This is a genomic window from Afifella sp. JA880, assembly GCF_025379905.1.
GTDB classification, from domain to species: domain Bacteria; phylum Pseudomonadota; class Alphaproteobacteria; order Rhizobiales; family Afifellaceae; genus Afifella; species Afifella aestuarii.
The window spans coordinates 719,115-744,669 of sequence record NZ_JAOANH010000002.1; the positions used below are offsets into that span (position 1 = coordinate 719,115).

Here is a 25,555-nt window from a genome sequence, read left to right on the forward strand (position 1 = left end):
TTGTAAGGTCTGCGTGACACTTCACTTTGATGTCGATCAAATGACACGCAGAGCGGGCTTTCTTGCACCCACTTGAAGGTCGGTCTGGACGTGGTCGCACGTATCTGTCGCGCGGAATTGACACTGTTTCAGCGGCGGCGCGAGAGGCAGAAGCGCCGCATCCTTGCGGTAAGTCGCCGCGGATCGAGACATCTTCGGAAGCCGTAGCTCTTTGCCTGCCGCACGCCCGGTGTTAGGAGCCGGGGCTCCGGCACCCGCGATCGAAGACCCGTCCCATGTTTTCCTGTGCCACGGCCCAAGGCCGCGCTGTCAAAGTTCCGCAGCCCCTCCCGTCCGTCACGAGAGGTCGCGCGCGATGAAAGTTCTCGTCACGGGCGCCGCCGGCTTCATAGGCTTCCACACGGCGCAGCGTCTTCTTGCTCGCGGTGACACGGTGATCGGCGTCGACAATCTCAACGATTATTACGACGTGACCCTGAAAGAAGCGCGGCTTGCCCGCCTTCAATCCATACCGGGCTTCCAATTTCACCGCCTCGATCTCGCCGATCGCGAAGGCAGCGCCGCTCTTTTCGCCGAGGAACGGCCGGACCGCGTCATCCATCTCGCGGCACAGGCGGGCGTGCGATACGGTCTCACCAATCCGCACGCCTATGCCGACGCCAATCTCGTCGGCTTCCTCAACGTCCTCGAAGGTTGCCGCCACAATGGCGTCGTCCATCTCGCCTTCGCCTCGTCGAGCTCCGTCTATGGCGCCAACACGGCGATGCCGTTCAGCGTCGCCCAGAACGTCGATCATCCGCTCAGCCTGTATGCGGCGACGAAGAAGGCGAACGAACTGATGGCGCATTCCTATGCGCATCTCTATCGCCTGCCGGTAACGGGGTTACGCTTCTTCACCGTCTACGGCCCGTGGGGCCGCCCGGACATGTCGCTTTTCCTGTTCACGCAAAAAATCCTCGCCGGTGAACCGATCGAGATCTTCAACAACGGCCACCATTCCCGCGATTTCACCTATATCGACGACATCGTCGAAGGCGTGGTGCGGGTGCTCGATCATGCGGCCGAGCCGGACGGGCGATGGGACAGCGCCGCGCCGAACCCCGCCTCCTCCTCGGCGCCCTACCGGCTCTACAACATCGGCAACAACCAGCCGGTCGAGCTCATGGATTTCATCGCCGCCATCGAAGAAGCGCTCGGCCGCGAGGCGAAAAAGATCTTCCTGCCGATGCAGCCTGGCGATGTGCCCACCACCTATGCCGATATCGAGGCCCTCGCCGACGATCTCGGCTATCGGCCGAAGACGCCGATCAAGGAAGGCATCGCCCGTTTCATCGCCTGGTACCGGGATTTTTACGGCCAAGCCTGAGCGGCGTGGTCATTCCGCCGGCCCGATCGCGATGGCGAGCTCCTCGAGCCCCTCGATCTGAACGGACAATTTGTCGCCCGGCTTCACCGCCCCGACGCCGGCGGGCGTGCCCGTATAGAGGAGATCGCCGGGCTCCAGGTGATAATAGCGTGACAGATGGGCGATCAGCTCCGGCACGCTCCAGACCATATCGGACAGTCTCGCCTGCTGCCGCACCTCGCCATTGACGCGCGTTGTGAGCGTCTGCTCGCCGATCGCACCGAAATCGGACGCTGGCATGATCGGCGCGATCGGGGCGGAATTCTCGAACGCCTTGCCGAGATCCCACGGCCGCCCTTTGGCCTTTGCCGCGCCCTGCAGGTCGCGCCGCGTCAAATCGATGCCGGAGGCATAGCCGAAGACGCAACCCATCGCCTCATCCAGCGAAACTTGAAAGGCAGGACCGCCGAGCGCCACCACGAACTCTCCTTCGTAATGGCAATCCTGCGTGCCCGGCGGATAGGCGATCGTCGCTCCCGACAAAGCGACCGCATCGGCGGGCTTGGTGAAATAGAACGGTGCCTCGCGATCGACCTCGGCGCCCATTTCCCGCGCATGGTCGGCATAATTGCGACCGACGCAGAAGATACGCCGCACCGGGAAAATCGCCGCGTCTGTCGCAATCGGCACACCGACCGTGGGCGGCGGCGGGAAGACGAAACCAGGCTTCTCCTGCGATGGGCTCATAAGGGCGCCTCCTTTGCGCGTGCGGCGACAGGCCTGTGGACACCGCGGCACAGGATTTCGACGCTTCCGTGGCGGCAAGTTGCCATACAATCGATTCCGCGCGTAGTGTCCCCGCACGTTAGGCTGGGCTTTTGAAGTCCGCCCTCTCAAGGAGGATCAGGAATGCGCAGATTGTTGTCCAGGTTCGTTCTGGGCGCAGCGGCGGTAGCATTGATGGCCGCGAGCGCCAGCGCCGAGGTCACTTATACACGCGGCAACGACGCCGACCCCGAGACGCTCGATCAGCACAAAACGTCGACCATCTCGGAAGCGAATGTCCTACGTGACCTTTATGAAGGCCTCGTCGTCTACAGCTCTTCAGCCAAAGTCGTCCCGGGCGTTGCGGAGAGCTGGGAGACATCGGATGACGGTCTGACCTGGACCTTCCACCTGCGCGACGATGCCAGATGGTCGAACGGTGAACCTCTGACGGCGGAAGATTTCGTCTTCTCTTATCAGAGGATCATCGACCCGGAGACCGGCGCCAAATACGCCAACATCCTCTATCCGATCAAAAACGCCGAAGCGGCCAATTCCGGTAAGGTTCCGCCCGAAGAGATCGGCGTCAAGGCGCTCGACGAACACACGCTCCAGTTCACACTGGAAAACCAGACGCCGTATTTCCTCGAGCTGCTGACGCATCAGACCAGCCTGCCCGTCTATCCCCCGGCGGTGAAGGAGTTCGGCACCGATTTCGTGCAGCCGGAGAACATGGTCTCGAACGGCGCCTATACGCTCCAGGAATTCACGCCGAATTCGCGTATCGTCCTCGTCAAGAACAAGAATTTCCATGATGCCGACAACGTCGCCATCGACAAGGTGATCTACATTCCCTTCGAGGATCGCTCAGCCTGCCTGCGGCGCTTCGAGGCCGGCGAAGTGCAATCCTGCTCCGACATTCCGACCGAGCAGATGAAGTATGTGAAGGATACCCTGGGCGACGAAGTCCACATCGTTCCGTATCTCGGCAACTATTATTATGCCGTGAAGGCCGACAAGGAGAAGCTTTCCGACGTGCGCGTCCGTCAGGCGCTGTCGATGGCGATCGACCGCGAATTCATCGCGGACGAGATCTGGGCCGGCGCCATGCTGCCCGCCTATTCGCTGGTTCCTCCGGGCATCGGCAATTACGGCGAGCCAGCCTATGCCGATTACAAGGACATGGATCCGCTCGACCGCGAAGACAAAGCCATCGAGCTGCTCGAAGAGGCCGGTTACGGAAAAGACAATCCGCTGAGCGTCGAGATTCGCTACAATACCGGCGAGAACCACCAGAACACGGCGACCGCGATCGCCGATATGTGGAAGAATATCGGTGTGAAGACGACTTTCGTGACCGCGGATGGCGCCACCCATTACGCCTATCTGCGAGACAAGGGCGACTTCGACATCGCGCGTGCCGGCTGGATCGGCGATTATTCCGACCCGCAGAACTTCCTGTTCCTGGTGGAGAGCAACAATCCGGGCTTCAACTACGCAAACTACAACAACCCGGAATATGATGCGCTGATGGAGAAGGCCGAAGAGACCAGCGACCTCGACGAGCGCGCTGAAGTCCTGAAGCAGGCCGAGACGATCTTCATGCGCGACCTGCCCTTCATCCCGATCCTCTATTACTCCTCCCTCAGCCTGGTTTCAGACAAACTGCAAGGTTGGGAGGACAACCTCGTCAACGTCCACGGAACGCGGTGGATGTCCCTCGAGCAGTAATCGGGCTGACGCAGAGGTTCCCGCGCACAGGATGTGCGGGAACCCTGAGCCTCGTCTGGGTTTTTCTGCAATCATAGAAGCTGCCTGAACTGATGGGCAGGCTTCGCCTTCCACCGACGGAGCGGCGATGCTGAGCTATGTTTTGCGCCGGATGGCGACGGCCATTCCGACGCTCTTTGTCATCATAACGATATCGTTTTTCCTGATGCGCGTGGCACCGGGCGGACCGTTCAATCTGGAACGTCCCCTCGAAGCCAAGGTGATGGAGAATTTGAACCGCATCTATCACCTCGACGAACCGCTCTGGCGACAATATCTGCTCTACCTGAGCAACCTGCTGCACGGCGATCTCGGACCGAGCTTCGTCTACCGTGACTTCTCCGTGGGCGATCTTTTCGCCGCTGGCCTGCCGGTGTCGATTCAGCTTGGCGCATCGGCGCTCACACTCGCCCTCATCATCGGCACGGTCTTGGGCTCGATCGCCGCGCTGAAGCAGAATTCCACGATCGATTATCTCGTGGTCGGCGTCGCCACGTTCGGCATCACCATTCCCCCCTTCGTCATAGCACCGGTGCTGTCCTTGATTTTCGGCGTGTCGCTCGGCTGGCTTCCCGCCGGCGGTTGGGGCAATGGCGCCTTTCCCAACAAGATCCTGCCCATTGTCACGCTCGCCCTGCCGCAGATCGCCATCGTCGCGCGCCTCATCCGCGGCGCCATGATCGAGGCCTTGCGCTCGGATCATGTGCGCACGGTGCGCGCCTATGGCCTGCCGACGCGCGTCGTCGTCATGGTGCATGCCCTGCGGGCGGCCATTCTGCCGGTCGTCTCCTATCTCGGCCCCGCCGCCGCGGCGCTTCTGACCGGCTCGATTGTCGTTGAAACGATCTTCGGCATTCCGGGCGTCGGTCGCTATTTCGTCCAGGCGGCACTCAACCGCGACTACACGCTCGTCATGGGCACGGTCGTGGTCGTCTCCATCTTCGTGGTCGTGTTCAACATGATCGTCGACCTTGTCTATGCGTGGCTCGATCCGCGCGTCCGCTACGATTGAGCCCGAACATGTCGATCACTGAAGAACCCATCACACTCGACGAGCCGACGGTCTCCGGCCGCTCGCTGTGGCAGGACGCGCTGGTGCGCCTCCGCCGAAACAAGGCGGCGATGACCAGCCTGTTCATTCTCGTCGTCATGGCTGTCGCATCGCTCGTCGGGCCTCTCGTATGGCCGCATCCTTATGACCGCGTCTATTCGGAATATGTGCGCGTGCCGGCGAGCCTCGAGGCCTATCCGCATGAAGAGCGCATCGTGCCGGAAATGGAACGCTCGCTCTCACGCGCCCATGTCGACGTCGCCTCCGTCGAGGTCGAAGGCGATAAAGTGCGCGCCGAGATCACCGATGATGACGAGGTCGATCCGCGTATCACGCGCTATGTCGACCGCTCTGACCTCTTCTCCAACGCCAAGATCACGGAGACGTCGGCCGATGGCCGTTCTGCCGTGCTCGAAGCGGATGTCGCGCGGCTTTATTTCATAGCCGGCACCGACGGCAACGGACGCGACCTCCTGGCGCGAATCTTCATGGCGATCCGCATCTCGCTCGCCATCGGACTTCTGGCGACGGTCGTCGCCCTGATGATCGGGGTCGCCTACGGCGCCACTGCCGGATATCTGGGTGGACGCGTCGACAACGTCATGATGCGCCTCGTCGACGTGCTTTATTCGCTGCCGTTCATCTTCTTCGTCATTCTGCTCGTGGTCTTCTTCGGGCGCAATTTCGTGCTGATGTTCATCGCCGTCGGCGCGATCGAATGGCTCGACATGGCGCGTATCGTGCGTGGCCAAACCTTGAGCTTGAAGCGGCGTGAATTCGTCGAGGCGGCGGAGGCGCTGGGCGTCTCCAACGCAGGGATCGTGCGCCGTCACATCATTCCGAACGTTTTGGGTCCGGTCGCCGTCTACATGACGCTTCTGGTACCGAAAGTGATCCTCCTGGAGAGTTTCCTCTCCTTCCTCGGCCTCGGCGTTCAGGAACCGCTGACGAGCCTCGGCGTGCTCATTTCTGAAGGTGCCAAGAACATGCAGGGGGCCAGCTGGCTCCTGCTTTATCCCTCCATCGCTCTCGCCCTCATCCTGTTTTCGCTGAACTTCATCGGCGATGGCCTGCGCGACGCGCTCGATCCGAAGGACCGCTGACATGAGCACCACCGAAAACGTGCTGTCCGTGCGCGATCTCAAGGTGAGCTTCACGCTCGCCGACGGTCAGGTCGATGCCGTCCGCGGCGTCAATTTCGATGTCGCCTCCGGCGAAACCGTCGCCATCGTCGGCGAATCCGGCTCCGGCAAGAGCCAGACGGTGATGTCGCTGATGGGGCTTCTGGCCTCCAACGGCCGTGCCAGCGGCGAAGCGCTCTATCGCGGCGAGGACCTTCTGCGTCTCTCTCCGCGTCGGCTCAACCGCATCCGCGGCGACAAGATCACCATGATCTTTCAGGAGCCGATGTCTTCGCTCGACCCGCTCTACAGGATCGGCCGGCAGATCGCCGAACCGATGATCCATCACGGTGGGCTGAGCCCCAAGGCAGCGCGGGCAAAGGCGCTCGAACTTCTGAAGCTCGTGCGCATCCCCAATGCCGAGCGGCGTCTCGACGCCTATCCGCATGAGATGTCAGGCGGCCAGCGCCAGCGCGTCATGATCGCCATGGCGCTCGCCAATGATCCCGACATTCTCATCGCCGACGAACCGACGACCGCCCTCGACGTGACGATCCAGGCGGAAATCCTCAGGCTCCTGAAGGATCTCCAGGACCGGCTCGGCATGGCGATCGTCTTCATCACCCACGATCTCGGCATCGTTCGCCGTTTTGCGGACCGCGTCTATGTCATGCGCGCCGGCGAAGTGGTGGAACAGGGTGCCGTCAGCGAGATCTTCGTGCGTCCGCAGCACCCCTATACGAAGATGCTTCTGGCCGCCGAGCCGGAGGGACACAAGGAGCCGGTCCCGGAGACAGCGCCCGTCCTCCTTCAGGGGCGCGGCGTCTCCGTCTCCTTCAAGATCAAAGAGGGGCTCTTCGGCAAGAATTCCTTCGAATTGAAAGCCGTCGACAACCTCTCTTTGACGCTGAGGCAAGGCCAGACGATCGGCATCGTGGGCGAATCGGGCTCCGGCAAATCGACGCTCGGGCGCGCGCTGTTGCGCCTCATTTCAAGCCGCGGCGAAATCATCTTCGAGGGTCAGGATCTGACCGGTGCGGATCTTCGCCGCGACCGCCCTCTGCGCCGGCAATTGCAGATCGTCTTCCAGGATCCCTACGGGTCGCTGTCGCCGCGTCTCACGGTCGGGCAGATCATCACCGAAGGGCTTCTCGTCCACGAGCCGGAGCTCGGCCGCAAAGAACGCGACCGCCGTGCTGTGGAGGCGCTCAAGGAGGTGCAACTCGATCCGTCGATGCGCAACCGCTATCCGCACGAATTCTCAGGCGGCCAGCGGCAGAGGATCGCGATCGCCCGTGCGATGATCTTGAAGCCGAAAGTGCTCGTCCTCGATGAGCCGACCTCGGCACTCGATCGCTCGGTGCAGAAGGAGATCGTCGACCTGTTGCGCAAATTGCAGCGCGAGCACAACCTCTCCTATCTCTTCATCAGCCACGATCTCTCGGTGGTGCGGGCGCTGGCCGACACCGTCATCGTCATGAAGGAAGGCAAGGTCGTGGAAGAAGGGCTGACGGAAGACGTCTTCGCCCGCCCGCAGAAGGACTATACGAAAGAGCTGATGGCGGCGGCCTTCATGAGCCAGGAGGCCCGCAGAGAGGCCGAACAGGAGGCCGCTGCAACGCAAGAGGCGGAGGCGTCCTAAGCCTCCCGGCCCCAGGCGTGCCGCCCGGGCCGGTTCCGTGAATAAAATACGCGCGCGGCGTCTTACGCGTCGCGCGCCAGCTCCACGGCAAGTCCGTAGCCGGACATGAGCTCGCCGGCTTCGGCAATCTCGTGTTCAGACAAAAGCACCGGGCCACCGATCAGAAGAGCCTGGTAATAATGCCGGGCGAGCGCTTCGAGCTCGACGGCAAGCCACATCGCCCGCTCCAGATCGGCGCCGATGGCGATCATGCCGTGATTGGCGAGAAGGCAGCCTTTTCGCCCTTGAAGGGCTTCAAGCGCGACCTCGGACAATTCCTTGGAGCCGAATTTGCGATAGGGGGCGCAGCGGATCTCGGCTCCGCCGAAGGCCGTCACCATGTAATGGCAGGCCGGGATGTCGCGCCGCGCGATCGCGAGCGTCGTCGCATAGGGTGCATGCGTGTGCACGGTGGCGCCGATCTCCGGCCGCGCCTTGGCAATGTCGAGATGAAACCGCCATTCGCTCGACGGCTTGTTCGGCCCCTCATAGGCGCCGTATTCGCCATTGAGCGGCAGGGCCGCGATCATCTCCGGCTCCAGCTCGTCATAGGGAATGCCGCTCGGCGTGATCAAAAGCCGGTCTTTGTAGCGCGCGGAGATATTGCCCGCCGTGCCCTGATTGAGGCCGCTTGAATTCATCTCGCGACAGGCGGCAATGATCGCCTTCCTCAGCGCTTTCTCTGTCTTGCTCATGGCACTTCCTCCTGTCTCGGCGCTATCACGAAGCGGCACGTTCCGCCATGCGGCGCGCCGGGATGCACCTGGCCTTTGCGTCTCATTGACAGGCCGGCGCGGCGCTCCGACCATGTTTTCAGCATTCTGCAGGAGGACGAGATGCAGGTCGATGGCACGCCCTATCGCACCATCTGGCTGAGTGACGACGGCGAGACCGTCGAAATCATCGACCAGACGAAGCTGCCGCATCGTTTCGAGATCGCACGCCTTGAGACGATGGAGGACGCGGCAACCGCCATCAAGGACATGCTGGTGCGCGGTGCGCCCCTGATCGGCGCCACCGCCGCCTACGGCATGGCGCTCGCCGCCCGCAGCGATCCCTCCAACGATGCCCTGTTCGCCGCCTACGACCATCTTCACGCCACCCGCCCGACGGCCATCAATCTCCGCTGGGCGCTCGACGAGATGATGCAGGCCCTGTCGCCGCTATCGCCGAGCGAGCGACCGGCGCGCGCCTATGAGCGCGCCGCCGAGATCGCCGACGAGGACGTGGAGATCAACCGGGGCATCGGCCGTGCGGGGCTTCCGATCATCGAGGCGCTCTGCGCCGGCAAGCGGCCGGGCGAGACGGTCAACATCCTCACCCATTGCAATGCCGGCTGGCTGGCGACCGTCGATTGGGGCACCGCGACCGCGCCGATTTATATGGCGCATGAGGCGGGTATTCCCGTCCATGTCTGGGTCGACGAGACGCGGCCCCGCAACCAGGGCGCCTCGCTGACCGCCTGGGAGCTCGGCCATCACGGCGTGCCGCATACGGTGATTGCCGACAACACCGGCGGCCATCTCATGCAGCATGGGCTGGTCGACATGGTGATCGTCGGCACCGACCGCACCACGGCTTCCGGCGATGTCTGCAACAAGATCGGCACCTATTTGAAGGCGCTCGCCGCCCGCGACAATGCCGTACCGTTTTATGTCGGCCTGCCCTCGCCCACGATCGATTTCCGCGTCCATGACGGCGTCAAAGAAATCCCGATCGAAGAGCGCTCCGGCGACGAAGTGGCGAAAATCACCGGCCGCACTTCATCCGGAGAGATCGAAACCGTCACAATCGTGCCGGACGGCTCACCGGTCGCCAATTACGCCTTCGACGTGACACCCGCCCGCCTCGTCACCGGCCTCGTGACCGAACGCGGCGTCATCGAGCCGACACCCGAAGCAATCGCCGCAGCGTTCCCGGAAAGGGTGCGGGTGGCGGCTTGAGCGGCGATCCCACTGTCAGCCCGCATTCAGCCGCGATACGGCGACCAACCAGCGGCGGATTTCGGCTGTGGTTTCCTCGCTGAAGCCTTTAGCAAGTTCCGCCTCCACCGCCTGCACGCGCGAACGGCAAGCTTGCAGTAGGTCGTTCCCAGATGGAGTCAGGTCGATCCGCAGAATCCTGCGATGCACCTCGTGCGGCCGGCGCTGGATATGTCCGGCGCGCTCCAGGTTCGCCACGATCACATTCGTCGTCTGGGGCGTAAGGAGGGCCATACGCGCGATGTCGGCGTTGGACTGACCCGGATACGCTTTCACCATCGTCATCACCGCAAATTGTGGCGGCGTGACCTCAAGGTCGGCCAGGGCGCGATCCATGCGCAGGCGATGGGCCGCAGCGGCCTGTCGCAGCAGATAACCAAGATATCCGCCCTCGCCGCGTTTGCCCTCACCAATCTCGGGCAATTTCGTCTGATCGGCACTCTTGCTCATTATCAGCACCCTGATATATTATCAGAACTATGATAAACAAAGTTCAGGTGACACGAAAGGGTGTGCGGTATGGCGGGAAAGGTTTTTGTGGCGGGAGCAAGCGGCGCGGTCGGCCGCCGACTGGTTCCGATGCTCGTAGCCCAAGTTTGGCAGGTCGTTGGTCTGACACGCCATAAAGAGAAATGTGCAGAGCTTGCAGCACTTGGGGCTGAGCCTGTCGTCGGCGACGTGTTCGACGCGGCATGCCTCGAAGAAGCCGTTACGCACGCAAGGCCCGATATCGTCATCCATCAACTGACCGACCTTCCGCCCGGCCTCGATCCGGCGGAGATGGAAGAGGCGACCGCACGAAATGCCCGTATCCGCGACGAGGGCACGTGCAATCTCGTCGCCGCCGCGACGGCGGGACACGTTCAGCGCTTCATCGCGCAAAGCGTGGCCTTCGCCTACGCAGATGGACCTTTGCCGCACCGGGAGGGCGATGCGCTCGCAATCGAGGCATCAGGCCGGGTGGGCATTTCCGCGCACGGCGTGGCAAGTTTGGAAAGGCAGGTCCTCACGGCTCCGTTCGAAGGTGTGATCCTGCGCTACGGACGGCTTTACGGCCCCGGAACCGGCTTCGCCAAAGCGGCCGGGGCAGCGCCCGTGCATGTCGACGCGGCGGCATATGCGGCTCTTCTCGCCGCCAAGAGCGGCAAAGCAGGCGTCTACAACATCGCCGAGGACGACGGCGCGGTTCTGAGCGAAAAGGCGAGATATGACCTCGGCTGGTCGGCCGACTGGCGGATGGGAGAACCCTGAAATGAGCCTGATGCTCCGCTCCCATCACTGCCCATGGCAGCGCTCGACTTTGCGGCGCTGGGGCTGGGCCCTACTCCTGGTCACCGCTGCGGGCGCAGCCTCACTCTATCCGCCGCTCCACTCCAGATTTTACGAAATGAGCGACGCGGACGGTTCCGATGCGGCGGCACGACCCCAAACATCGATGAGGATCTTGGCTTGCACACCTTTGCCGGACGTGGAGGGCAAGTCGATCACGACAGCGTTTGTGCACTTTCCCCCGGACGCCTTCACGCCGGAGCATCGGCACCCCGGCTCGGTCACGGCCTACGTCCTTGACGGCACCATTCGTTCCCAACTGGCCGGCGAAAGAACTGGCACCTACGTCGCCGGCGAGACTTGGTTCGAGCCGCCAGGTGCAGTCCATCTTTTCGCGGAGAATGCCAGTTCGACGGAAGCAGCAGATCTGTTGGCGATCTTTGTTGCAGACGACAATTGCGGTCCGCTGACGATTTTCAAATAGCCGCCCTTTGATGAGAAGGCGACCGGAGGACCGCAATCGGCATGAAGACTGGCTCATCTGGCGCCTTCTCGAAATGACGTGCGAGCACAGCCAATTGGCGTGCTCGCACGTCATCGACACATGCCTTACCCGCCGAGTTTCGGCTCCCAGCCGTTGAGCCGCTCAGCGTGGCCGCAGATCGCCTCGATCGTGGTGTAGGCGCCCGTATTCACCATCATGTCGCGGGCGAGCCGCAGGCAGCGAGCCTCGGCGGTGGCACGCACCTTTTCGTCCGCGATCTTTTCCAGATCGATGTTGTGGGCGAGGCCCAGAATGCGGCGGATCATCTTGGCGGCGGCAAAGCCGAGCGTGTCGGCGAAAAGCCGGTCGAGATAGGCCTCACGCTCCGCCGCGAGACGCTTCTTCCCCGCCTCGGAGGCGAAGAGCGGCGCCGGATAGGCGTCCCCCGTGCCATTCTCCTCCCAGAGTTTTTTGAACTTGGCGCGAAAGCCGTTCCAGAACTCAGTCGTCGCCTGAAGCACCCAGGCGCGATAGGCGTCGCGACCGCCCGGCTCGATCTCGTGACCCACCTGCGAGAAATAGGCGATCAGAAGGTTCGCGATCACCGCGCCGGTATCGAAGCCCATCGGCCCCATGAAGGCGAATTCCGGATCGATGACGCGCGTCTCCTCCGGCGTCAGCATGACGGACCCGGTGTGGAGATCGCCATGCAGCATCGCCTGCGCATCGCACATGAACTTGAGCTTCAGGCGTGAGACCGCGACCTTGAGGTCGCCATTCTCGCGGATCGAGGCGGCGAGCGGATCGAGATAGGGCGCCGTCCAGCGGTTCCTTTCCGCCACCATATAGGGCTCGGTAAAAATGAGGTCCTCGGTAATCTTGCAGAGCTCGGTGTTGCCGGCGAAGGCGCCGACCATCGCCTTCTTCTCCGCCGCCTTGAGCGCGAGGTCGGAGGTGAAGAAGAGCGTATTGGCGGCGAAAGTGGAGAGATCGTCGGCGAATTTCGGATAGACCGTCCCGGCGATCATGCCGTGCCGCATGATGATGTGCGGCTCCAGAAGCTCCATGGCGATGAGCGCCAGCGTCTCGTCGTAATGGTAGATCTCCGGAACGAGGCCCGGCGCATGCTTCGCTTCGTGGCTCAGCGCCATATGTTCAAAATGCGCCCGTTCGAGCGGCAGCGGCCAGCCTTCGCCGACGAGGCGGAGATAGGGCAGCGCCTGTTTGACCGCGACACCCATCGCCGGCCCGCGCACCTTGAAGACGAGATTGAGATTGCCGTCTCCGACCTCCTCGATCGTCCACGCGGCGGGATCGCCGCCGAGCCGGTCACGCACGGCGGAAATCTCGGCGAGATAGCCGCGCAGGCTTTCCGGATCATGGGCGCGGTAGCCCGGCGGGACTTGCAAGGGTGCGGTCATCTCATCCTCCCCGCCCCCGCGCGGCAGGGGCTCGACCTCTTCCGGGACGATGCAACTCCCTTGGGCGACACCCTGCAAGTCCGCGCGTTGCCTCAGGCGGCGAAGCGTGCGCCGCGCGCCAGACCATCATGGAGATCGAGGCAGCGTCCGAACCAGTCGGCGACGGCATCGTCGGGGTCGATCGGCAGCCCGCCATGGATGACGGCAAGCCACATCAGGGTTCCAAAGGGAATGTAATCGACAAATCCCGGCTGCTCACCGGCGAGCCAGGGATGGAATTCCAGCGTCCGGCGGAGCGGCGCCAGTGCCTTGTCGAGTTCGGGGCTGACGAGCCCGACATCCTGCTGCGCTTCTTCGAGAGGCAGGCCGAGACGGCTCTCCCGGCTCTCGCGGAAATACTCTTGATCGGCATCGTCGAGCTGATCGTGGATATCCTTCACGATCATGCGCAGGATCGGCGGATGCAGCGTCGCGAACGTGGCGCTCTCCATGAAACGCGCGGCCGCGATCCCGTCCGCGGCGGCAAAGAGCGGCGCCCGGTCCGGATAGGCATGTTCCAGATGCACTGCGATGTCGAAGGAATCGCGCACCCTGACACCATGGTCGTCGAGCACAGGCACCGTGCGCACCACGTCGGGCTCGATCGCCGCGACGCCGAGAAACGGCGTCGGCACGGTCTCGAATTCGAGACCCTTATGGGCAAGTGCCATTTTGGCGCGCCAGCAATACGGGCTGAAGCGCAGATTGCGGTCTCGCCCGCACAAATCGAAAAGCCTTCGCGTCATTGTTCCCCCTCGAAAACCGGCGCGTTGGGAAGCCGGCGAAGGTTAACGTCGTTCCGATTTTCTAGGAAGCCGGACGCAACGCCGCGAGGAGGCCGCGAGACGCGACGGGTAACTTCGAGGCGTTACTTCGAAGGCGTTATTGCGACGGCGTGAAGGAGATCACCGCAAAGCATATGGAGAGAAGAGCGGCCAGCCAGACGATCGAGACATAGCGCTCGATGATCCGCCGACCTTCTACCGTGATGCCGCGCATGCCGCCGGCGGTGACCCGCTGGGCGATATGGGCACCGGTCAAAACGATGACGAAGAGGATCTTCACATAGAACCAGGCGCTCACCTCCCTCTCCGTCATGCCGTAATGGCTCCACAGAAGCAGGACGCCGGTCAGCCAGACGAAGGCGAGAACCATGGTGGTGAAATTGCCGAGCGTGCGCCGGGCGAGCGCCAGAGCCCGCCCGCCTTCGCCCTCACGGCCGGCGCTGGCGCGCAGCATAACGTAATGCGAGACGGCCATGCCGGTGACCATCGCGATCATGATCAGATGCGCCATGCGCAGAATTTCATACATGTTGGGCTGCGTCCTCTTCCTCGCGCACCTCTTTCCGGCGCCCCCCGTCCGCAGGCTCATCGTCGAGGAGAATGCGGGCGGCGGCACCGTCGAGGTCGTCGTATTGTCCGCTCTTTAGAGACCATAGAAACGCGGCAAGGCCAAGCGCGCCCAAAAACAACGCCGCCGGAATGAGAATGACGAGGATGGTCACGCCGCTGCTTCCCGGCCGGTATCGGCGAGCGCATTGCGCGGCTGCGGCTTTGCGGTCGTCCGCTTGCCGGCACCGAGAGACAGGCGAAGCGCATTCGCCGTCACCAGGATTGAGGAGCTCGACATGGCGACCGCGGCGATGAGCGGGGTCGCAAAACCGGCGAGCGCCACCGGCACGGCGATCGCATTGTAGGCGAGCGCGATCGCGAAATTCTCCAGGATGACGCGCCTTGCCCGGCGCGCGACGACGATGCCTTCCGCGACCGGTGCGAGCGCACCGGACGAGAGGACGAAATCGGCCGCGACCTGCGAAATGTCGGAACCGGTCGCGGGCGAAATCGAAGCCGCCGCAGCCGCGAGTGCCGGCGCATCGTTGATGCCGTCGCCGACCATCAGGACATGCCGGCCCTCTCTCTGCAAGCGCTCCACTTCGGCGACCTTGTCGGCGGGCGTCACCCCGCCCTTCCATTCGGCAATGCCGAGGCCGCGAGCGGCTGCTGCGACCGCCTCCGGCCGATCGCCCGACAGAAGATGCACGCCGAACCCCATCTCCTTGAGACGCGCGACGAGCGGCGCCGCATCGGGCCGCAACCGATCGACGAAACGGAAAGCCTTGGGCGCCGCCCCCGGGATCTCAAGCCAGATTTCCGAAAATGCCCCGCCGCTCTCGGCGTGCTCTGTCTCGGCAACCCATTCCCGCCGTCCAAGACGCACGCGACGGCCTTCGAAGCGCGCTTCCATGCCCGCGCCAGGCTCTTCGCGCACATCCTCCACGGAGAGAGGCGAAACCCCACGGTCTTGAGCCGCCGCGGCAAGAGCCCTGGCGAGCGGATGGCGGCTCTTATTGGCCAGCGCCGCGGCCAGAGCCCAGCTCCTGTCGTCCACCTCCGGCTCCTCGGCAAGACGGGGATCCCCGCCGGTCAAGGTCCCGGTCTTGTCGAAGACGACCGTATCGACGCCGGCAAGGCGTTCGAGGGCCGCGCCGTCCTTGACGATGATGCCTTCCTTCAAGAGCCGCCCGCTCGCCACGATCTGTGTCGCAGGCACCGCAAGGCCGAGCGCACAAGGGCAGGTGATGATGAGAACGGCAACGGCGATCATCAAGGAATCGTGCCAGCCGATGCCGGCGAGAAGCCAGCCGACGAAGGCGAGAGCCGCCAGGATATGGACGGCGGGCGCATAGATGCGTGCAGCACGGTCGGCGAGCCCGACAAAACGGCCGCGTCCCGCTTCCGCGCCTTCCATCAGACGGATGATGTCGGCGAGGAGACTGTCCCCCGCCCCCTTCTCCACCTTGAGACGGATCGGCCCTGTGACATTGAGCGTGCCGGCGAAGACGGCGCTGCCGTCCCGAACCGCCTCGGGCAAGGGTTCGCCCGTCAACGGCGATTTGTCGATGTCGCTCCAGCCCGAAATGACAGTCCCGTCGAGCGGCACACGCTCCCCGGCCGCCACGTCGACGACATCTCCAGGTTTCACCGTGCCCGCGCGCACGAGGCTGACACGGCCATCCTCGGTAACGAGCCGCGCGCTGTCGGCCGACAGCGACAAGAGCCGCGTCGCGGCGGCACGCGCCACCCCACGCATGCGGAAATCGAGCACCCGCCCGATCAGCAGAAAGAAGAGCAGCGTGATCGAGGCATCGAACCAGGCATGCCGCGCGCCGATGATGGTCTCGTGCAGGCTCATCAAGGCGGCCAGCACGACGGCAAGTGAGATCGGCACATCCATATTGAGGCTGCGGGCGGAAAGCGCACGCGCCGCGGAGCGGAAGAAAGGCCGCCCGGCATAGGCGATCGCCGGCAGCGCGATCATCGCCGAAATCCAGTGGAAGAGGTTTCGCGTCGCTTCGTCGGCTCCAGACCAGACGGAAACCGACAAGAGCATGACATTGCCGGCGGCAAATCCAGCCACGGCGAGCGAGCGCAACAGCTCCGCTCCCGCCTCTTCGTCGGCGGCATTGCTGAAGACGGCCGGATCAACGGGCCTTGCCGCGTAGCCAACGCCGCGGACGGCCGCGATCAGCTCTTCAGCTTCTGCCGTCTGCGGATCGAAACCGACGACCGCCTTGTGGGCCGTCAGATTGGCGCGCGCCCGCGACACGCCCGCCACAGAGAGAAGGGCTCGCTCCACCTTCGCGAGGCAGCCGGCACAATGCATGCCCGGCACGATCAGCGTCAGTTCGGTCGCACCGTCCTTCGCTTCGCGCAGGAAGGCCGGATCGACGTGATCATCAACAGGGTCAGGTTGCGATCGGGCAAGCTCGATCGCGGCAAGCGAGGCGCCTTCCCCGCAGCAACTCATGAGGCTGGTCCGCTGTTGACCATCACCGGCTCGGTCGTGCGAAAGACCAGATTCTCGCCGGAGCGGACCTTGAGCTCCACCATCCAGCGTCCCGGCCCCAACGGCTCATCGGCGCGGTAGCCGTCGGCGACCTGCTGCAACGTCACCAGACGATCCTCGTTCCAGTCCGACGCACGCCCGATGATGGCGGAGACATCGAGACCCGTGATCGCTGACCCGCTCTTGTCGCGCAGATCGACGGTCAGAATACCGTCGGTCGTGTCGAACTTCGCGTCCCAGCCACGCGCATCCTGCGCCCGGCTCGCCGCGAGCCATTTGTTGTAATTCTGGCTGGCGACGTAGGAGTTCTCGACGATGAGCCCCGGGAAGGTCGACGTCGCGAAGAAGGCCATCGTGAAATTCACGATGATGATGGTGCCGAAAAACAGCGAGATGATGCCGAAGAAATGCCAGCCGTTGAGGGGATTTTCCTCGCTTGGCCAGAAAGCACTCATCACCCGTCTCATCGCGTCGGCCCGTGGAATTGCGCATCAGCCGAAGAAGTCTGACCCGTCTCGGGATCGGTAACAACAAAATCGAAATCCTGAGACCCTCGGGCCCCTTCCGGCATCACCACGAACACCCTGAGATCGCGTACGCGATCCGGCTGCACCTCGACGATCAGGTTCCGGCTCTTTTCCTCTTCCGCACCAGCGTACCACATCTCCGCCCCAGGCAGCCCGTCGAGCGTCACCGAGAACGTCTTGAGTTCCGGCAGCATGTTGAGGAGCTTCACCGTATAGGTGTTGCGCACCGCCCCGTCGGAGAGCGTCACGAAAAGCGGATTGCGCTCATGCAGGACGTTGATGTCGAGACGATCGCGCATGGCGAGCGTAACGAGCATGGCAACGCCGATGAGCGACCATAGCGTGAAGTAGATGACCGTGCGCGGACGCACGATGTGGGACACGGAAAAGCGGCGCTGCTCCTCCTTCGCCACTTCGCGGCCTTTGCTCGCCGCGGCAGCGGCATGGACCTGATAATCCTGCAACGTGGAATAGGAAATCAGCCCGCGCGGCTTGTTCACCTTGTCCATGATGTTGTTGCAGGCATCGATGCACAAAGCGCAGGTGATGCATTCGAGCTGCTGACCGTCGCGAATGTCGATGCCCATGGGGCAGACCGCGACGCAGGCGTTGCAATCGACGCAATCGCCGATGTCCAGCCCCTGCTGCTCGCTCTTCTTGCGATGGCGCGAGCGCGGCTCGCCCCGCCAGTCGTTGTAGGTGACGATGAGCGAATCTTCATCGAGCATGGCGCCCTGAATGCGCGGCCACGGGCACATATAGGTGCACACCTGCTCGCGCATGAAGCCGGCGAAGACATAGGTGGTAAAAGTCAGGACCGCGATCGTCACATAGGCGGCCGGAGGCGCCTTCAGCGTCACGAGATCGACGGAGAGCCCCGGAGCGTCCGCGAAATAGAAAACCCACGCACCGCCGGTCGCGATCGCGATGAGGAGCCAGATCGCATGCACGGTGGCGATCTTGCGGATCTTGGCGAAGCCCCAGGGCGCCTTGTCGAGACGCATCTGGGCGTTTCGGTCGCCGATGATCCGTCGTTCGACCGCCATGTAGAGGTCGGTCCACACCGTCTGCGGACAGGTGTAGCCGCACCAGGCCCGGCCAACGACCGACGTGATCAGGAAGAGGCCGAGGCCCGCCATGATGAGGAGGCCGGCGACATAGTAGAATTCCTGCGGCCAGATTTCGATCGAGAAGAAATAGAAGCGGCGACTGGCAAGGTCGACGAGCACCGCCTGGTCAGGTGCATTCGGCCCCCGGTCCCAGCGAATCCAAGGCGTCACCCAGTAAATGCCCAGGGTGACGAACATGATCAGCCATTTCAGCCGCCGGAAAGCACCGGAGACTTTCTGAGGAAAAATCTTGAGACGCGCCGCATAAAGCGACCGTTCGTTGCGGCTATTGACCGGATCGGCCTCGACCTGGTCGACAACCCCGCCCCCCGCGTAGGTGTCCTGATTCATCTTGGCCATTTAGATTCCATTGCTGCCGCGACAGCATGCGCCGTGGATAGCTTGGAAACGGTCTAATCCGTTTGACCCAGGTCAATCCAGGCAGCCCGAGCAGACTGAGCGCATTCGCCGCATGCGACAATAAAGCCGAGAGATCCGAACGCGGCCTTGTGGATCAACGCTCACCACATCCGCCCACTCAGCATTACAAGTTGTGATTACGACAGGCGCCCGGTGCCAGAAAGCGGCATCTTTACCGATAGCGAACAGATAGGAAATCCGTGGGCGAGCGGCAATGACATCGGCGACCTCGCATATAAAAAAACGGGCAGCCGTGGCCGCCCGCTTAAACCATACCGTCGTGTGAAAATCTCAGTTCGAAGCGGTCGCATCCGCGTTCTGACCACCACCCAGCGACCAGACATAAAGCGCCAGCTGCTTGATGGTCACTTCACTGAGGCGCCCCGACCAGGCTGGCATAACGCCGTGCTTGGGGTTGTCCACCTGCGATTCGATCTGCTCGAGATCCGGGCTGTAGAGCCACACTTGGTCGTTGAGCGCGGGCGCTCCCAGCATGTGCTGGCCCTGCCCGTTCTCACCATGGCACACCGCGCAATTGTCGGTGAAGACCTGTGCGCCCTCTTCGGCGAGAGCCCCGTCATGTTCGAGGCCGGACAGCGAGCGAACGTAATTCGCCACCTGCTCGATCTGGCTCGAATCCAGGAGACCATCGCGACCGAAGGCCGGCATCTCGGAGATCCGCGTCTCATCGTCCTGTTCGTAGCGGACACCGTGCTGGAGCGTGGTGTGGATATCTTCGAGCGTTCCGCCCCATATCCAGGCATCGTCATTGAGGTTCGGATAGCCATAGCCGCCCTCGGCACCGGAGCCGTGGCACTGCACGCAATTGACCTTGAACGCCGATTCACCGCCCCGGAAGGCAACCTGCATCAACTCGTCGTTGGTGCGGATTTCTTCCAGCGGCGTGTCGCGGATCTGGTTCATCACCGCCTGGCGGCTTTCCTCCACGGCGGTCAACTCACGAGCAATCGCTGAGCGCGAATGCCAGCCGAGAATTCCGTCGGTGCCGCTTTTGATCAGCGGAATCGCCGGATAGAGCACGACATAGACGAGAGCGAAGATCGTGCAGCCGTAGAAAATGTACAGCCACCACTGCGGCAGGGGATTGTTGAGCTCCTTGATCCCGTCCCATTCATGACCGGTCGTTTCCGTCCCGGTGACCTTGTCGATCTCGACGCCATGGCCTCGCGGCTCGTTCGAAGCGCCATCTTTCTTGGTGGCCATCATTACTCTCCACGTCCAGGAGTCTGGTCACGCGGTGGCTGCTCTTGAGCCGGCCGCTCGTCATGTTTGAAGGGAATATCGCCTTGGGCGCGGTAAGATGCACGGGCGCCCGGACGATAGACCCACAGAACCGCCGCAGCGAAGACCAGGAGCATGAAGAGAAGCCCCCATTTGTCCGCGAAGTGGCGCAGGGTATCGTAGGTGCTCATCGCCTCACCTGAGATTGTCTTCGGCGAGCGGCTCGTAGGTGGTGAAGTCCACCAGCGTGCCGAGCATTTGAAGATAGGCCACCAGAGCGTCCATCTCCGTGATCTCTGACGGATTGCCGTCGAAGTCGCGCACATTCACCTTCGGGTAGCGCTCTTCCAGCCCGCTCGGATCGCCGTTGGGATCGACCTGCGCCCGCAGATCCGCCTGCGCATTGGTGATCATGTCCTCAGAATAGGGCACGCCGACAACAGCATTCACTTTGAGATGCTCGGCGATGTCGTCGGCCTTGAGCGGCGTTTTCGCGAGGAAGCTGTAGGTGGGCATGATCGATTCCGGGACGACGGAACGCGGATCGGTCAAATGCTCCACGTGCCACGCATCGGAATAACGCCCGCCGACGCGCGCCAGATCGGGCCCCGTCCGCTTCGACCCCCATTGGAAGGGGTGGTCGTACATGGATTCCGCGGCAAGCGAGTAATGGCCGTAACGCTCGACTTCGTCGCGCATCGGACGGATCATCTGCGAGTGGCACAGATAGCACCCCTCGCGGATGTAGATGTTGCGACCAGCAAGCTCCAGCGGCGTGTAGGGCCGCATACCTTCGACCTTCTCGATCGTGTTCTGTACGTAAAACAGAGGCACGATTTCGACGAGGCCGCCGATCGCGACGACGATGAAGGAGAGCACGAAGAGAACGGTGATGTTCCGTTCCACCCTGTCATGGTTGCGCAGGATGAATTTCGTAAACGGGTCGAGCACGTTGTGCCTCCTATCACTCGGCCGGTTCGACGGCAGCGCCGATCGGGGTCTCCTGACGGAGATCACCACGGATCGTCTTGTAGATGTTGAACGCCATGATCAGCCCGCCGGCGAGGTAAAGCGTGCCGCCGAGAGCGCGGATGATGTAGTAGGGATGCATGGCCGCAACGGTTTCCACGAAGGAGTAAACGAGGAAGCCTTCCTGGTTGTACTCACGCCACATCAGGCCCTGCATGATGCCCGACACCCACATGGAGGCGGCGTAGAGAACGATGCCGATCGTGGCGAGCCAGAAGTGCCAGGACACGAGCCGCACCGAGTAGAGCCGCGGCCGGAACCACAGCTTCGGCACCAGGTAGTAGATCGCGCCGAAGGAGATCATCCCGACCCAGCCGAGCGCACCGGAATGCACGTGACCGATGGTCCAGTCCGTGTAGTGGCTGAGCGAGTTCACCGCCTTCACCGACATCATCGGTCCTTCGAAGGTGGACATGCCGTAGAAGGCGACCGCGATCACCATCATGCGGATGATCGGATCGGTCCGAAGCTTGTCCCAGGCGCCCGACAGCGTCATCAGGCCGTTGATCATGCCGCCCCAGGACGGCATCCACAGCATCACCGAGAAGACCATGCCGAGCGTCTGCGCCCAGTCGGGCAGCGCGGTGTAGTGCAGGTGGTGCGGACCGGCCCAGATGTAGAGGAAGATCAGCGACCAGAAATGGACGATCGAAAGCCGGTAGGAATAGACCGGACGTTCGGCCTGCTTCGGAATGAAATAATACATCATGCCGAGGAAGCCGGCGGTCAGGAAGAAGCCGACCGCGTTATGGCCGTACCACCACTGCGTCAGGGCATCCTGGACGCCGGAGAAGGCCGAGTAGCTCTTGGAGCCGAGGAAGGAGACCGGCACGGCGAGGTTGTTGATGACGTGCAGCATCGCGATCGTCACGATGAACGCCAGATAGAACCAGTTCGCCACGTAGATGTGGGGTTCTTTGCGCTTGGCGATGGTGCCGACGAAGACGACGAGATAGGCGACCCAGACGATCGTCAGCCACAGGTCGATGTACCATTCCGGCTCGGCATATTCCTTCGACTGCGTGACACCGAGGAGATAGCCGGTGGCGGCAAGCACGATGAAAAGCTGATAGCCCCAGAAGACGAACCACGGCAGACCTCCGCCGAAGAGGCGGGCACCGGTCGTCCTCTGCACGACGTAGAAAGAGGTGCAGATGAGCGCATTGCCGCCGAAGGCGAAAATCACTGCCGATGTGTGCAGCGGCCGCAAACGCGCGAAGTTGAAATAAGGCTCAAGATTAAGATGGGGAAAGGCGAGCTGGAACGCGATCAACACGCCGACCATGAAGCCGACGACGCCCCAACCCACTGTCGCCACGGCGCCATAGCGAATCACGTCGTCCATGTAGCCGTCCGGACGCTCGCGCAGCGGGATGTTCTTCCCAGAAACATCCATGGTGCGCAGCCGCCAGATGGCAGCGCCAAGAGCGATCAAGGCAACCAGTCCCATATGGACCGCGAACTGCATGTCATGAGCCTTCACAGAGGCTATGACGGCAACCAGCGCGATCAGGAACAAGATGCCGGCTTGTGCCATCCCCATGGCCATCTCCTATAAACTTGCCAAGTGCGCCCAAGCGACGCGCTAGAAGGCTTCCAAAGTAGCTATCGACTTTAGGGGAAACTGATCCTTGATTCAGATCAAGTTGGAAAGGGGGGAGTTCCGGCACACTTAGTAAATCAAGGGGAACGATTGGGAAGGATTTCCCAAGATGCGGCCGCAGAGACGCCATCTTGAGGCGCTGCTCGCCTGCGCGGCGGACGCGCCCACGGCAGAAATAATTCGGGAAGACCCCTTCCAGCTGATCGCTTACGAGCATGCCCTCCAGGAGCGTCTGTGCGATCTTCTGGAAGCGATCGCCGATGCCCTCCCCCGAGACGTCATCCAGGAGACGGCGCGCGCTGCGGCTTTGACGCTGCGCTTCTACTTCCCCGCCCATATCCGGCTGGAAAACGACATCCTGTTTCCGGCTCTCGCCGCGCCCTGCCGCGCCGACCGCGGCATCCGGGAGGCGGTTGCCCTCGCCCGCTCCGAACATGACGCCGACGAACAGGCAGCGCTGGAACTGGCCGACGCTTTGGATGCCCATGACGAGGAAGGCGGTTACCGCGAAGCCGAGGCTCTCGGCTATCTCCTGCGTGCGTTCTTCGAATCGCAGCGCCGGCATATCGCCTGGGAGGAGACGGTGGTTTTCCCCATGGCCCGCACCTGCTTCTCGCCATCGGCACGGGCGGATCTCGGAGCAGCGCTCCTGCGCCACCGCATGCGCTGCGACAGCCAGCCTCTCGCCATCCTATTGGCAAGCGAAGTTCGGATCGTCGGAAGACATTCTCTTCGCAAGGACGGGCGTCAGGCGCAGGCCGGCTGACGGACGGTTCCTCCTGCCCGGAAGAAGGCCGCGCGCGTCCTGAAAGAGCCCAGAAAGGGCACTCCCCAAAAAGCACTCACAGGGACTCACTCAAAGGCACTCTTTGAAGCGGGCCAGTGCGGTTTATGCGGTTTATGGGGACGCAGCGAGACTGACGAAAGCCTGAGCTCAGTCGCCCGTTTCAGCTGTCAGGAGCTCCATATCCGGGACACGGATGCGCCGGTTCTGCTCCACGCGGATCACGTCGGAGCCCTTCAACTTGGTCAATTGCCGGCTCACGGTTTCGATGGTGAGCCCGAGAAAGTCGGCGATTTCGGCGCGCGTCAACGGCAGTTCGAAGCCGGTACCACCTTCCTCGCTGTCATCGGCATGCGGAGAATGGCGCGCAATCATCAGAAGGAACGTCGCAACCCGCTCACGCGCCGTCTTGCGGCCGAGCGTGAGGAGAAGATCGCGCGCATCATCGAGTTCATCGAGCGCCTGAAGGTAGAGCTTATGCTCCAGCTCCGGTGATTCGCGGATCATCCGCTCCAGAAGCTGCCGCGGGAAAGTGCACAGAACCGTGCTGGTCACCGCTTCGGCCTTGAGCGAACTCTCCGGCGAGAACGGGCGGCCGACGAAATCTGGCGCAAACTGAAGACCGACGATCTGCTGTCGTCCATCCGGCAGCATTTTTGACAGCTTCACGACACCCGCGAGCACATTGGAATAGTTGGATGTCGGCTGCTCGGCATCGAGTAGGGTCTTTCCCGGCTCGACCACCTGCCTGTGGGCCCGGCGGGTCAGCTCCGACAGCTGCGATGCGTTGAGCGCTCCGCAGATACCCCTGTTTCGAGCCTTGCATGCCCGGCAAAGATCGGGCACGGGATCCGTCTCAAGGGGGGCGATTGGCACCAGCTTCATCATACCGCAGTCTTAGCGATGAAAACGCCTCAATTCCAGGGGGGCTTGATCCTGATCAACGCGGCAATTCGGCGCTAGGTTCTATAATAGACTGTTGGTTAAACCCTGCCCCTGCCTTCCTCCACGCGTTTGAAAGGAAAGAGCCGTGAGCAGCCGTTATCCTCTCGGAACGATTATGATCCACCTTCCGACGGTGGATGTTATCCCGCGCCTCATGAATGTCGCGGTGCCGATTGCGCGCGATCATTCTGCTCACATCGTCGGCCTGCATTTAATCCCGCGCATTCCGCCGGACGTCGTCGACCCGCTCGGCGGAGAATGGTTGTCCATGCAGATGGAGCGCGACAATCAGCTGGCGGAAGAGATCGGAGCGGCCTTCAATCGCGCAGCCGCGGCGGAAACGATCGCGAATTCATGGCTTCAGCTCGATGCGCGCGACGTCAACGCGACCCAGCTCGCCTGCCGCACCTGCCGCAATGCAGATCTCGTGGTGACGGCGCAGGCGGCCGAAGAGCTCCCCTCCTACTATCGTCCGGAGGATCTCGTGCTCGGTGCTGGGCGGCCCGTCCTGGTGGTTCCAACATCGGGCGAGTACACCGATGTCGGCCATACGGTCCTCATCGCCTGGAACGGCAGCCGCGAGGCGGCCCGTGCGGCTTTCGACGCCCTTCCGCTCATCCAGAAGGGTGCCAAGGTCTACATCCTCTGTGTCGAGGCCGGCCACAATGAGCCGGGCAAGGGATTGGTGCCGGGCGATGCGCTTGCACGCACGCTGTCGCGCCACGGTCTCGACGTCGAGAACATGACGGCACGGCCGGACCGCACCTCGGTCGGCGGAGAAATCCTGAACCGCGCGACCGACCTCGGCGCGGATCTGATCGTCATGGGCTGCTACGGCCATTCGCGCCTGCGCGAGACCGTTTTCGGCGGCGCCACGCAATCGATCATCGACCAGATGACGGTTCCGATTTTGATGTCGCACTGAATCTACGAGGTTGAGGGCGCGCCCCGCTTGTGCGGGGCGTCTGAGGAGCGGGCAGCCGGCACAAGAACCGGCGCCCGCCTTTTCAATCGCCTTTAGGACGCCGCTTCAAAATGCAGCGTCCTCACCCCGGCCAAGCTCCGCGCCAAGCGATAAAAGCCGGTCTTAATGATCGCAGCCGCAACCGCCCTCGCCCG

General features: G+C 62.6%; 25 protein-coding genes. 10 read left to right on the forward strand and 15 right to left on the reverse strand.

Features of this window, described 5'->3' with window-relative positions; translation table 11 throughout:
- Window positions 1-355: 355 nt before the first annotated feature.
- Entirely contained in the window at window positions 356-1,366 is a 1,011-nt protein-coding gene (locus tag NYQ83_RS11625) for an NAD-dependent epimerase (RefSeq protein ID WP_261214811.1), read from the forward strand.
- A gap of 9 nt (window positions 1,367-1,375) precedes the next feature.
- Here the strand turns inward: NYQ83_RS11625 and NYQ83_RS11630 are convergent, their stop codons facing one another.
- The gene (locus tag NYQ83_RS11630) at window positions 1,376-2,092 is read right to left on the reverse strand and encodes a fumarylacetoacetate hydrolase family protein (RefSeq protein ID WP_261214812.1); all 717 of its coding nucleotides are present in this window, start codon (window positions 2,090-2,092) and stop codon (window positions 1,376-1,378) included.
- A 162-nt stretch (window positions 2,093-2,254) separates the two neighbouring features.
- On the opposite strand from NYQ83_RS11630, the gene NYQ83_RS11635 reads away from it, so the two are divergent.
- The 4 genes from NYQ83_RS11635 (at window position 2,255) to NYQ83_RS11650 (ending at window position 7,694) form a co-directional block, all read left to right on the forward strand.
- Window positions 2,255-3,841, forward strand: coding sequence for a peptide ABC transporter substrate-binding protein (locus NYQ83_RS11635; protein ID WP_261214813.1), 1,587 nt, complete (start codon window positions 2,255-2,257; stop codon window positions 3,839-3,841).
- Between the two features lie 127 nt (window positions 3,842-3,968).
- A complete protein-coding gene (gene oppB / locus NYQ83_RS11640; protein ID WP_261214814.1) occupies window positions 3,969-4,892 on the forward strand; it encodes an oligopeptide ABC transporter permease OppB in 924 nt (307 codons plus the stop codon).
- Window positions 4,893-4,900: 8 nt separating this feature from the next.
- Complete coding sequence (locus tag NYQ83_RS11645) at window positions 4,901-6,034, forward strand: ABC transporter permease (protein WP_261214816.1); 1,134 nt, start codon at window positions 4,901-4,903, stop codon at window positions 6,032-6,034.
- A 1-nt stretch (window position 6,035) separates the two neighbouring features.
- A complete protein-coding gene (locus NYQ83_RS11650) occupies window positions 6,036-7,694 on the forward strand; it encodes an ABC transporter ATP-binding protein (RefSeq protein ID WP_261214817.1) in 1,659 nt (552 codons plus the stop codon).
- Window positions 7,695-7,756: 62 nt separating this feature from the next.
- Here NYQ83_RS11650 and NYQ83_RS11655 read toward each other — a convergent pair whose 3' ends face one another.
- Window positions 7,757-8,428, reverse strand: coding sequence for a class II aldolase/adducin family protein (locus tag NYQ83_RS11655; RefSeq protein ID WP_261214819.1), 672 nt, complete (start codon window positions 8,426-8,428; stop codon window positions 7,757-7,759).
- Between the two features lie 141 nt (window positions 8,429-8,569).
- Between NYQ83_RS11655 and mtnA the strand changes: the two genes are divergently transcribed.
- Window positions 8,570-9,676: an S-methyl-5-thioribose-1-phosphate isomerase gene (gene mtnA / locus NYQ83_RS11660; RefSeq protein ID WP_261214821.1), complete on the forward strand. Its 1,107-nt coding sequence runs from the start codon at window positions 8,570-8,572 to the stop codon at window positions 9,674-9,676.
- Between the two features lie 15 nt (window positions 9,677-9,691).
- Here the strand turns inward: mtnA and NYQ83_RS11665 are convergent, their stop codons facing one another.
- Window positions 9,692-10,165, reverse strand: coding sequence for a MarR family winged helix-turn-helix transcriptional regulator (locus NYQ83_RS11665; protein WP_261214823.1), 474 nt, complete (start codon window positions 10,163-10,165; stop codon window positions 9,692-9,694).
- A gap of 69 nt (window positions 10,166-10,234) precedes the next feature.
- Between NYQ83_RS11665 and NYQ83_RS11670 the strand changes: the two genes are divergently transcribed.
- Entirely contained in the window at window positions 10,235-10,966 is a 732-nt protein-coding gene (locus NYQ83_RS11670; protein ID WP_261214824.1) for an NAD-dependent epimerase/dehydratase family protein, read from the forward strand.
- Window position 10,967: 1 nt separating this feature from the next.
- Complete coding sequence (locus NYQ83_RS11675) at window positions 10,968-11,468, forward strand: cupin domain-containing protein (protein ID WP_261214825.1); 501 nt, start codon at window positions 10,968-10,970, stop codon at window positions 11,466-11,468.
- Between the two features lie 125 nt (window positions 11,469-11,593).
- Here NYQ83_RS11675 and mtnK read toward each other — a convergent pair whose 3' ends face one another.
- The 11 genes from mtnK to ccoN form a co-directional block, all read right to left on the reverse strand.
- A complete protein-coding gene (gene mtnK, locus NYQ83_RS11680; RefSeq protein ID WP_261214826.1) occupies window positions 11,594-12,889 on the reverse strand; it encodes an S-methyl-5-thioribose kinase in 1,296 nt (431 codons plus the stop codon).
- A gap of 92 nt (window positions 12,890-12,981) precedes the next feature.
- Entirely contained in the window at window positions 12,982-13,674 is a 693-nt protein-coding gene (locus NYQ83_RS11685) for a glutathione S-transferase N-terminal domain-containing protein (protein WP_261214828.1), read from the reverse strand.
- A 136-nt stretch (window positions 13,675-13,810) separates the two neighbouring features.
- On the reverse strand, window positions 13,811-14,242 hold the full coding sequence (locus tag NYQ83_RS11690; RefSeq protein ID WP_261214829.1) for a hypothetical protein: 432 nt from the start codon (window positions 14,240-14,242) through the stop codon (window positions 13,811-13,813).
- On the reverse strand, window positions 14,235-14,435 hold the full coding sequence (gene ccoS, locus NYQ83_RS11695) for a cbb3-type cytochrome oxidase assembly protein CcoS (protein ID WP_261214831.1): 201 nt from the start codon (window positions 14,433-14,435) through the stop codon (window positions 14,235-14,237). The genes NYQ83_RS11690 and ccoS overlap by 8 nt, the downstream gene beginning before the upstream one ends.
- Complete coding sequence (locus NYQ83_RS11700; protein ID WP_261214833.1) at window positions 14,432-16,738, reverse strand: heavy metal translocating P-type ATPase; 2,307 nt, start codon at window positions 16,736-16,738, stop codon at window positions 14,432-14,434. The genes ccoS and NYQ83_RS11700 overlap by 4 nt, the downstream gene beginning before the upstream one ends.
- Window positions 16,735-17,232: a FixH family protein gene (locus NYQ83_RS11705; RefSeq protein WP_261214834.1), complete on the reverse strand. Its 498-nt coding sequence runs from the start codon at window positions 17,230-17,232 to the stop codon at window positions 16,735-16,737. The genes NYQ83_RS11700 and NYQ83_RS11705 overlap by 4 nt, the downstream gene beginning before the upstream one ends.
- Before the next feature lie 8 nt (window positions 17,233-17,240).
- Window positions 17,241-18,773: a cytochrome c oxidase accessory protein CcoG gene (ccoG, locus tag NYQ83_RS11710; protein ID WP_261214836.1), complete on the reverse strand. Its 1,533-nt coding sequence runs from the start codon at window positions 18,771-18,773 to the stop codon at window positions 17,241-17,243.
- A gap of 351 nt (window positions 18,774-19,124) precedes the next feature.
- A complete protein-coding gene (gene ccoP, locus NYQ83_RS11715) occupies window positions 19,125-20,057 on the reverse strand; it encodes a cytochrome-c oxidase, cbb3-type subunit III (protein ID WP_261214837.1) in 933 nt (310 codons plus the stop codon).
- Window positions 20,058-20,059: 2 nt separating this feature from the next.
- A complete protein-coding gene (locus NYQ83_RS11720; RefSeq protein WP_128291124.1) occupies window positions 20,060-20,266 on the reverse strand; it encodes a cbb3-type cytochrome c oxidase subunit 3 in 207 nt (68 codons plus the stop codon).
- A 4-nt stretch (window positions 20,267-20,270) separates the two neighbouring features.
- Window positions 20,271-21,002 (reverse strand): cytochrome-c oxidase, cbb3-type subunit II, encoded by a 732-nt coding sequence (ccoO, locus tag NYQ83_RS11725; RefSeq protein ID WP_261215190.1) that lies wholly within the window; start codon window positions 21,000-21,002, stop codon window positions 20,271-20,273.
- 37 nt (window positions 21,003-21,039) lie between these two features.
- The gene (gene ccoN / locus NYQ83_RS11730; protein ID WP_261215191.1) at window positions 21,040-22,641 is read right to left on the reverse strand and encodes a cytochrome-c oxidase, cbb3-type subunit I; all 1,602 of its coding nucleotides are present in this window, start codon (window positions 22,639-22,641) and stop codon (window positions 21,040-21,042) included.
- A gap of 175 nt (window positions 22,642-22,816) precedes the next feature.
- Here ccoN and NYQ83_RS11735 point away from each other — a divergent pair, with 175 nt between their 5' ends.
- Window positions 22,817-23,473: a hemerythrin domain-containing protein gene (locus tag NYQ83_RS11735; protein WP_128291123.1), complete on the forward strand. Its 657-nt coding sequence runs from the start codon at window positions 22,817-22,819 to the stop codon at window positions 23,471-23,473.
- A 168-nt stretch (window positions 23,474-23,641) separates the two neighbouring features.
- On the opposite strand, the gene NYQ83_RS11740 is transcribed toward NYQ83_RS11735, so the two are convergent.
- A complete protein-coding gene (locus NYQ83_RS11740) occupies window positions 23,642-24,379 on the reverse strand; it encodes a Crp/Fnr family transcriptional regulator (protein ID WP_314733303.1) in 738 nt (245 codons plus the stop codon).
- Between the two features lie 172 nt (window positions 24,380-24,551).
- On the opposite strand from NYQ83_RS11740, the gene NYQ83_RS11745 reads away from it, so the two are divergent.
- Window positions 24,552-25,361 carry a universal stress protein gene (locus NYQ83_RS11745; RefSeq protein ID WP_261214840.1) on the forward strand — a complete coding sequence of 270 codons (810 nt, stop codon included), beginning with the start codon at window positions 24,552-24,554 and terminating at the stop codon, window positions 25,359-25,361.
- The last annotated feature ends 194 nt before the right edge of the window (window positions 25,362-25,555 follow it).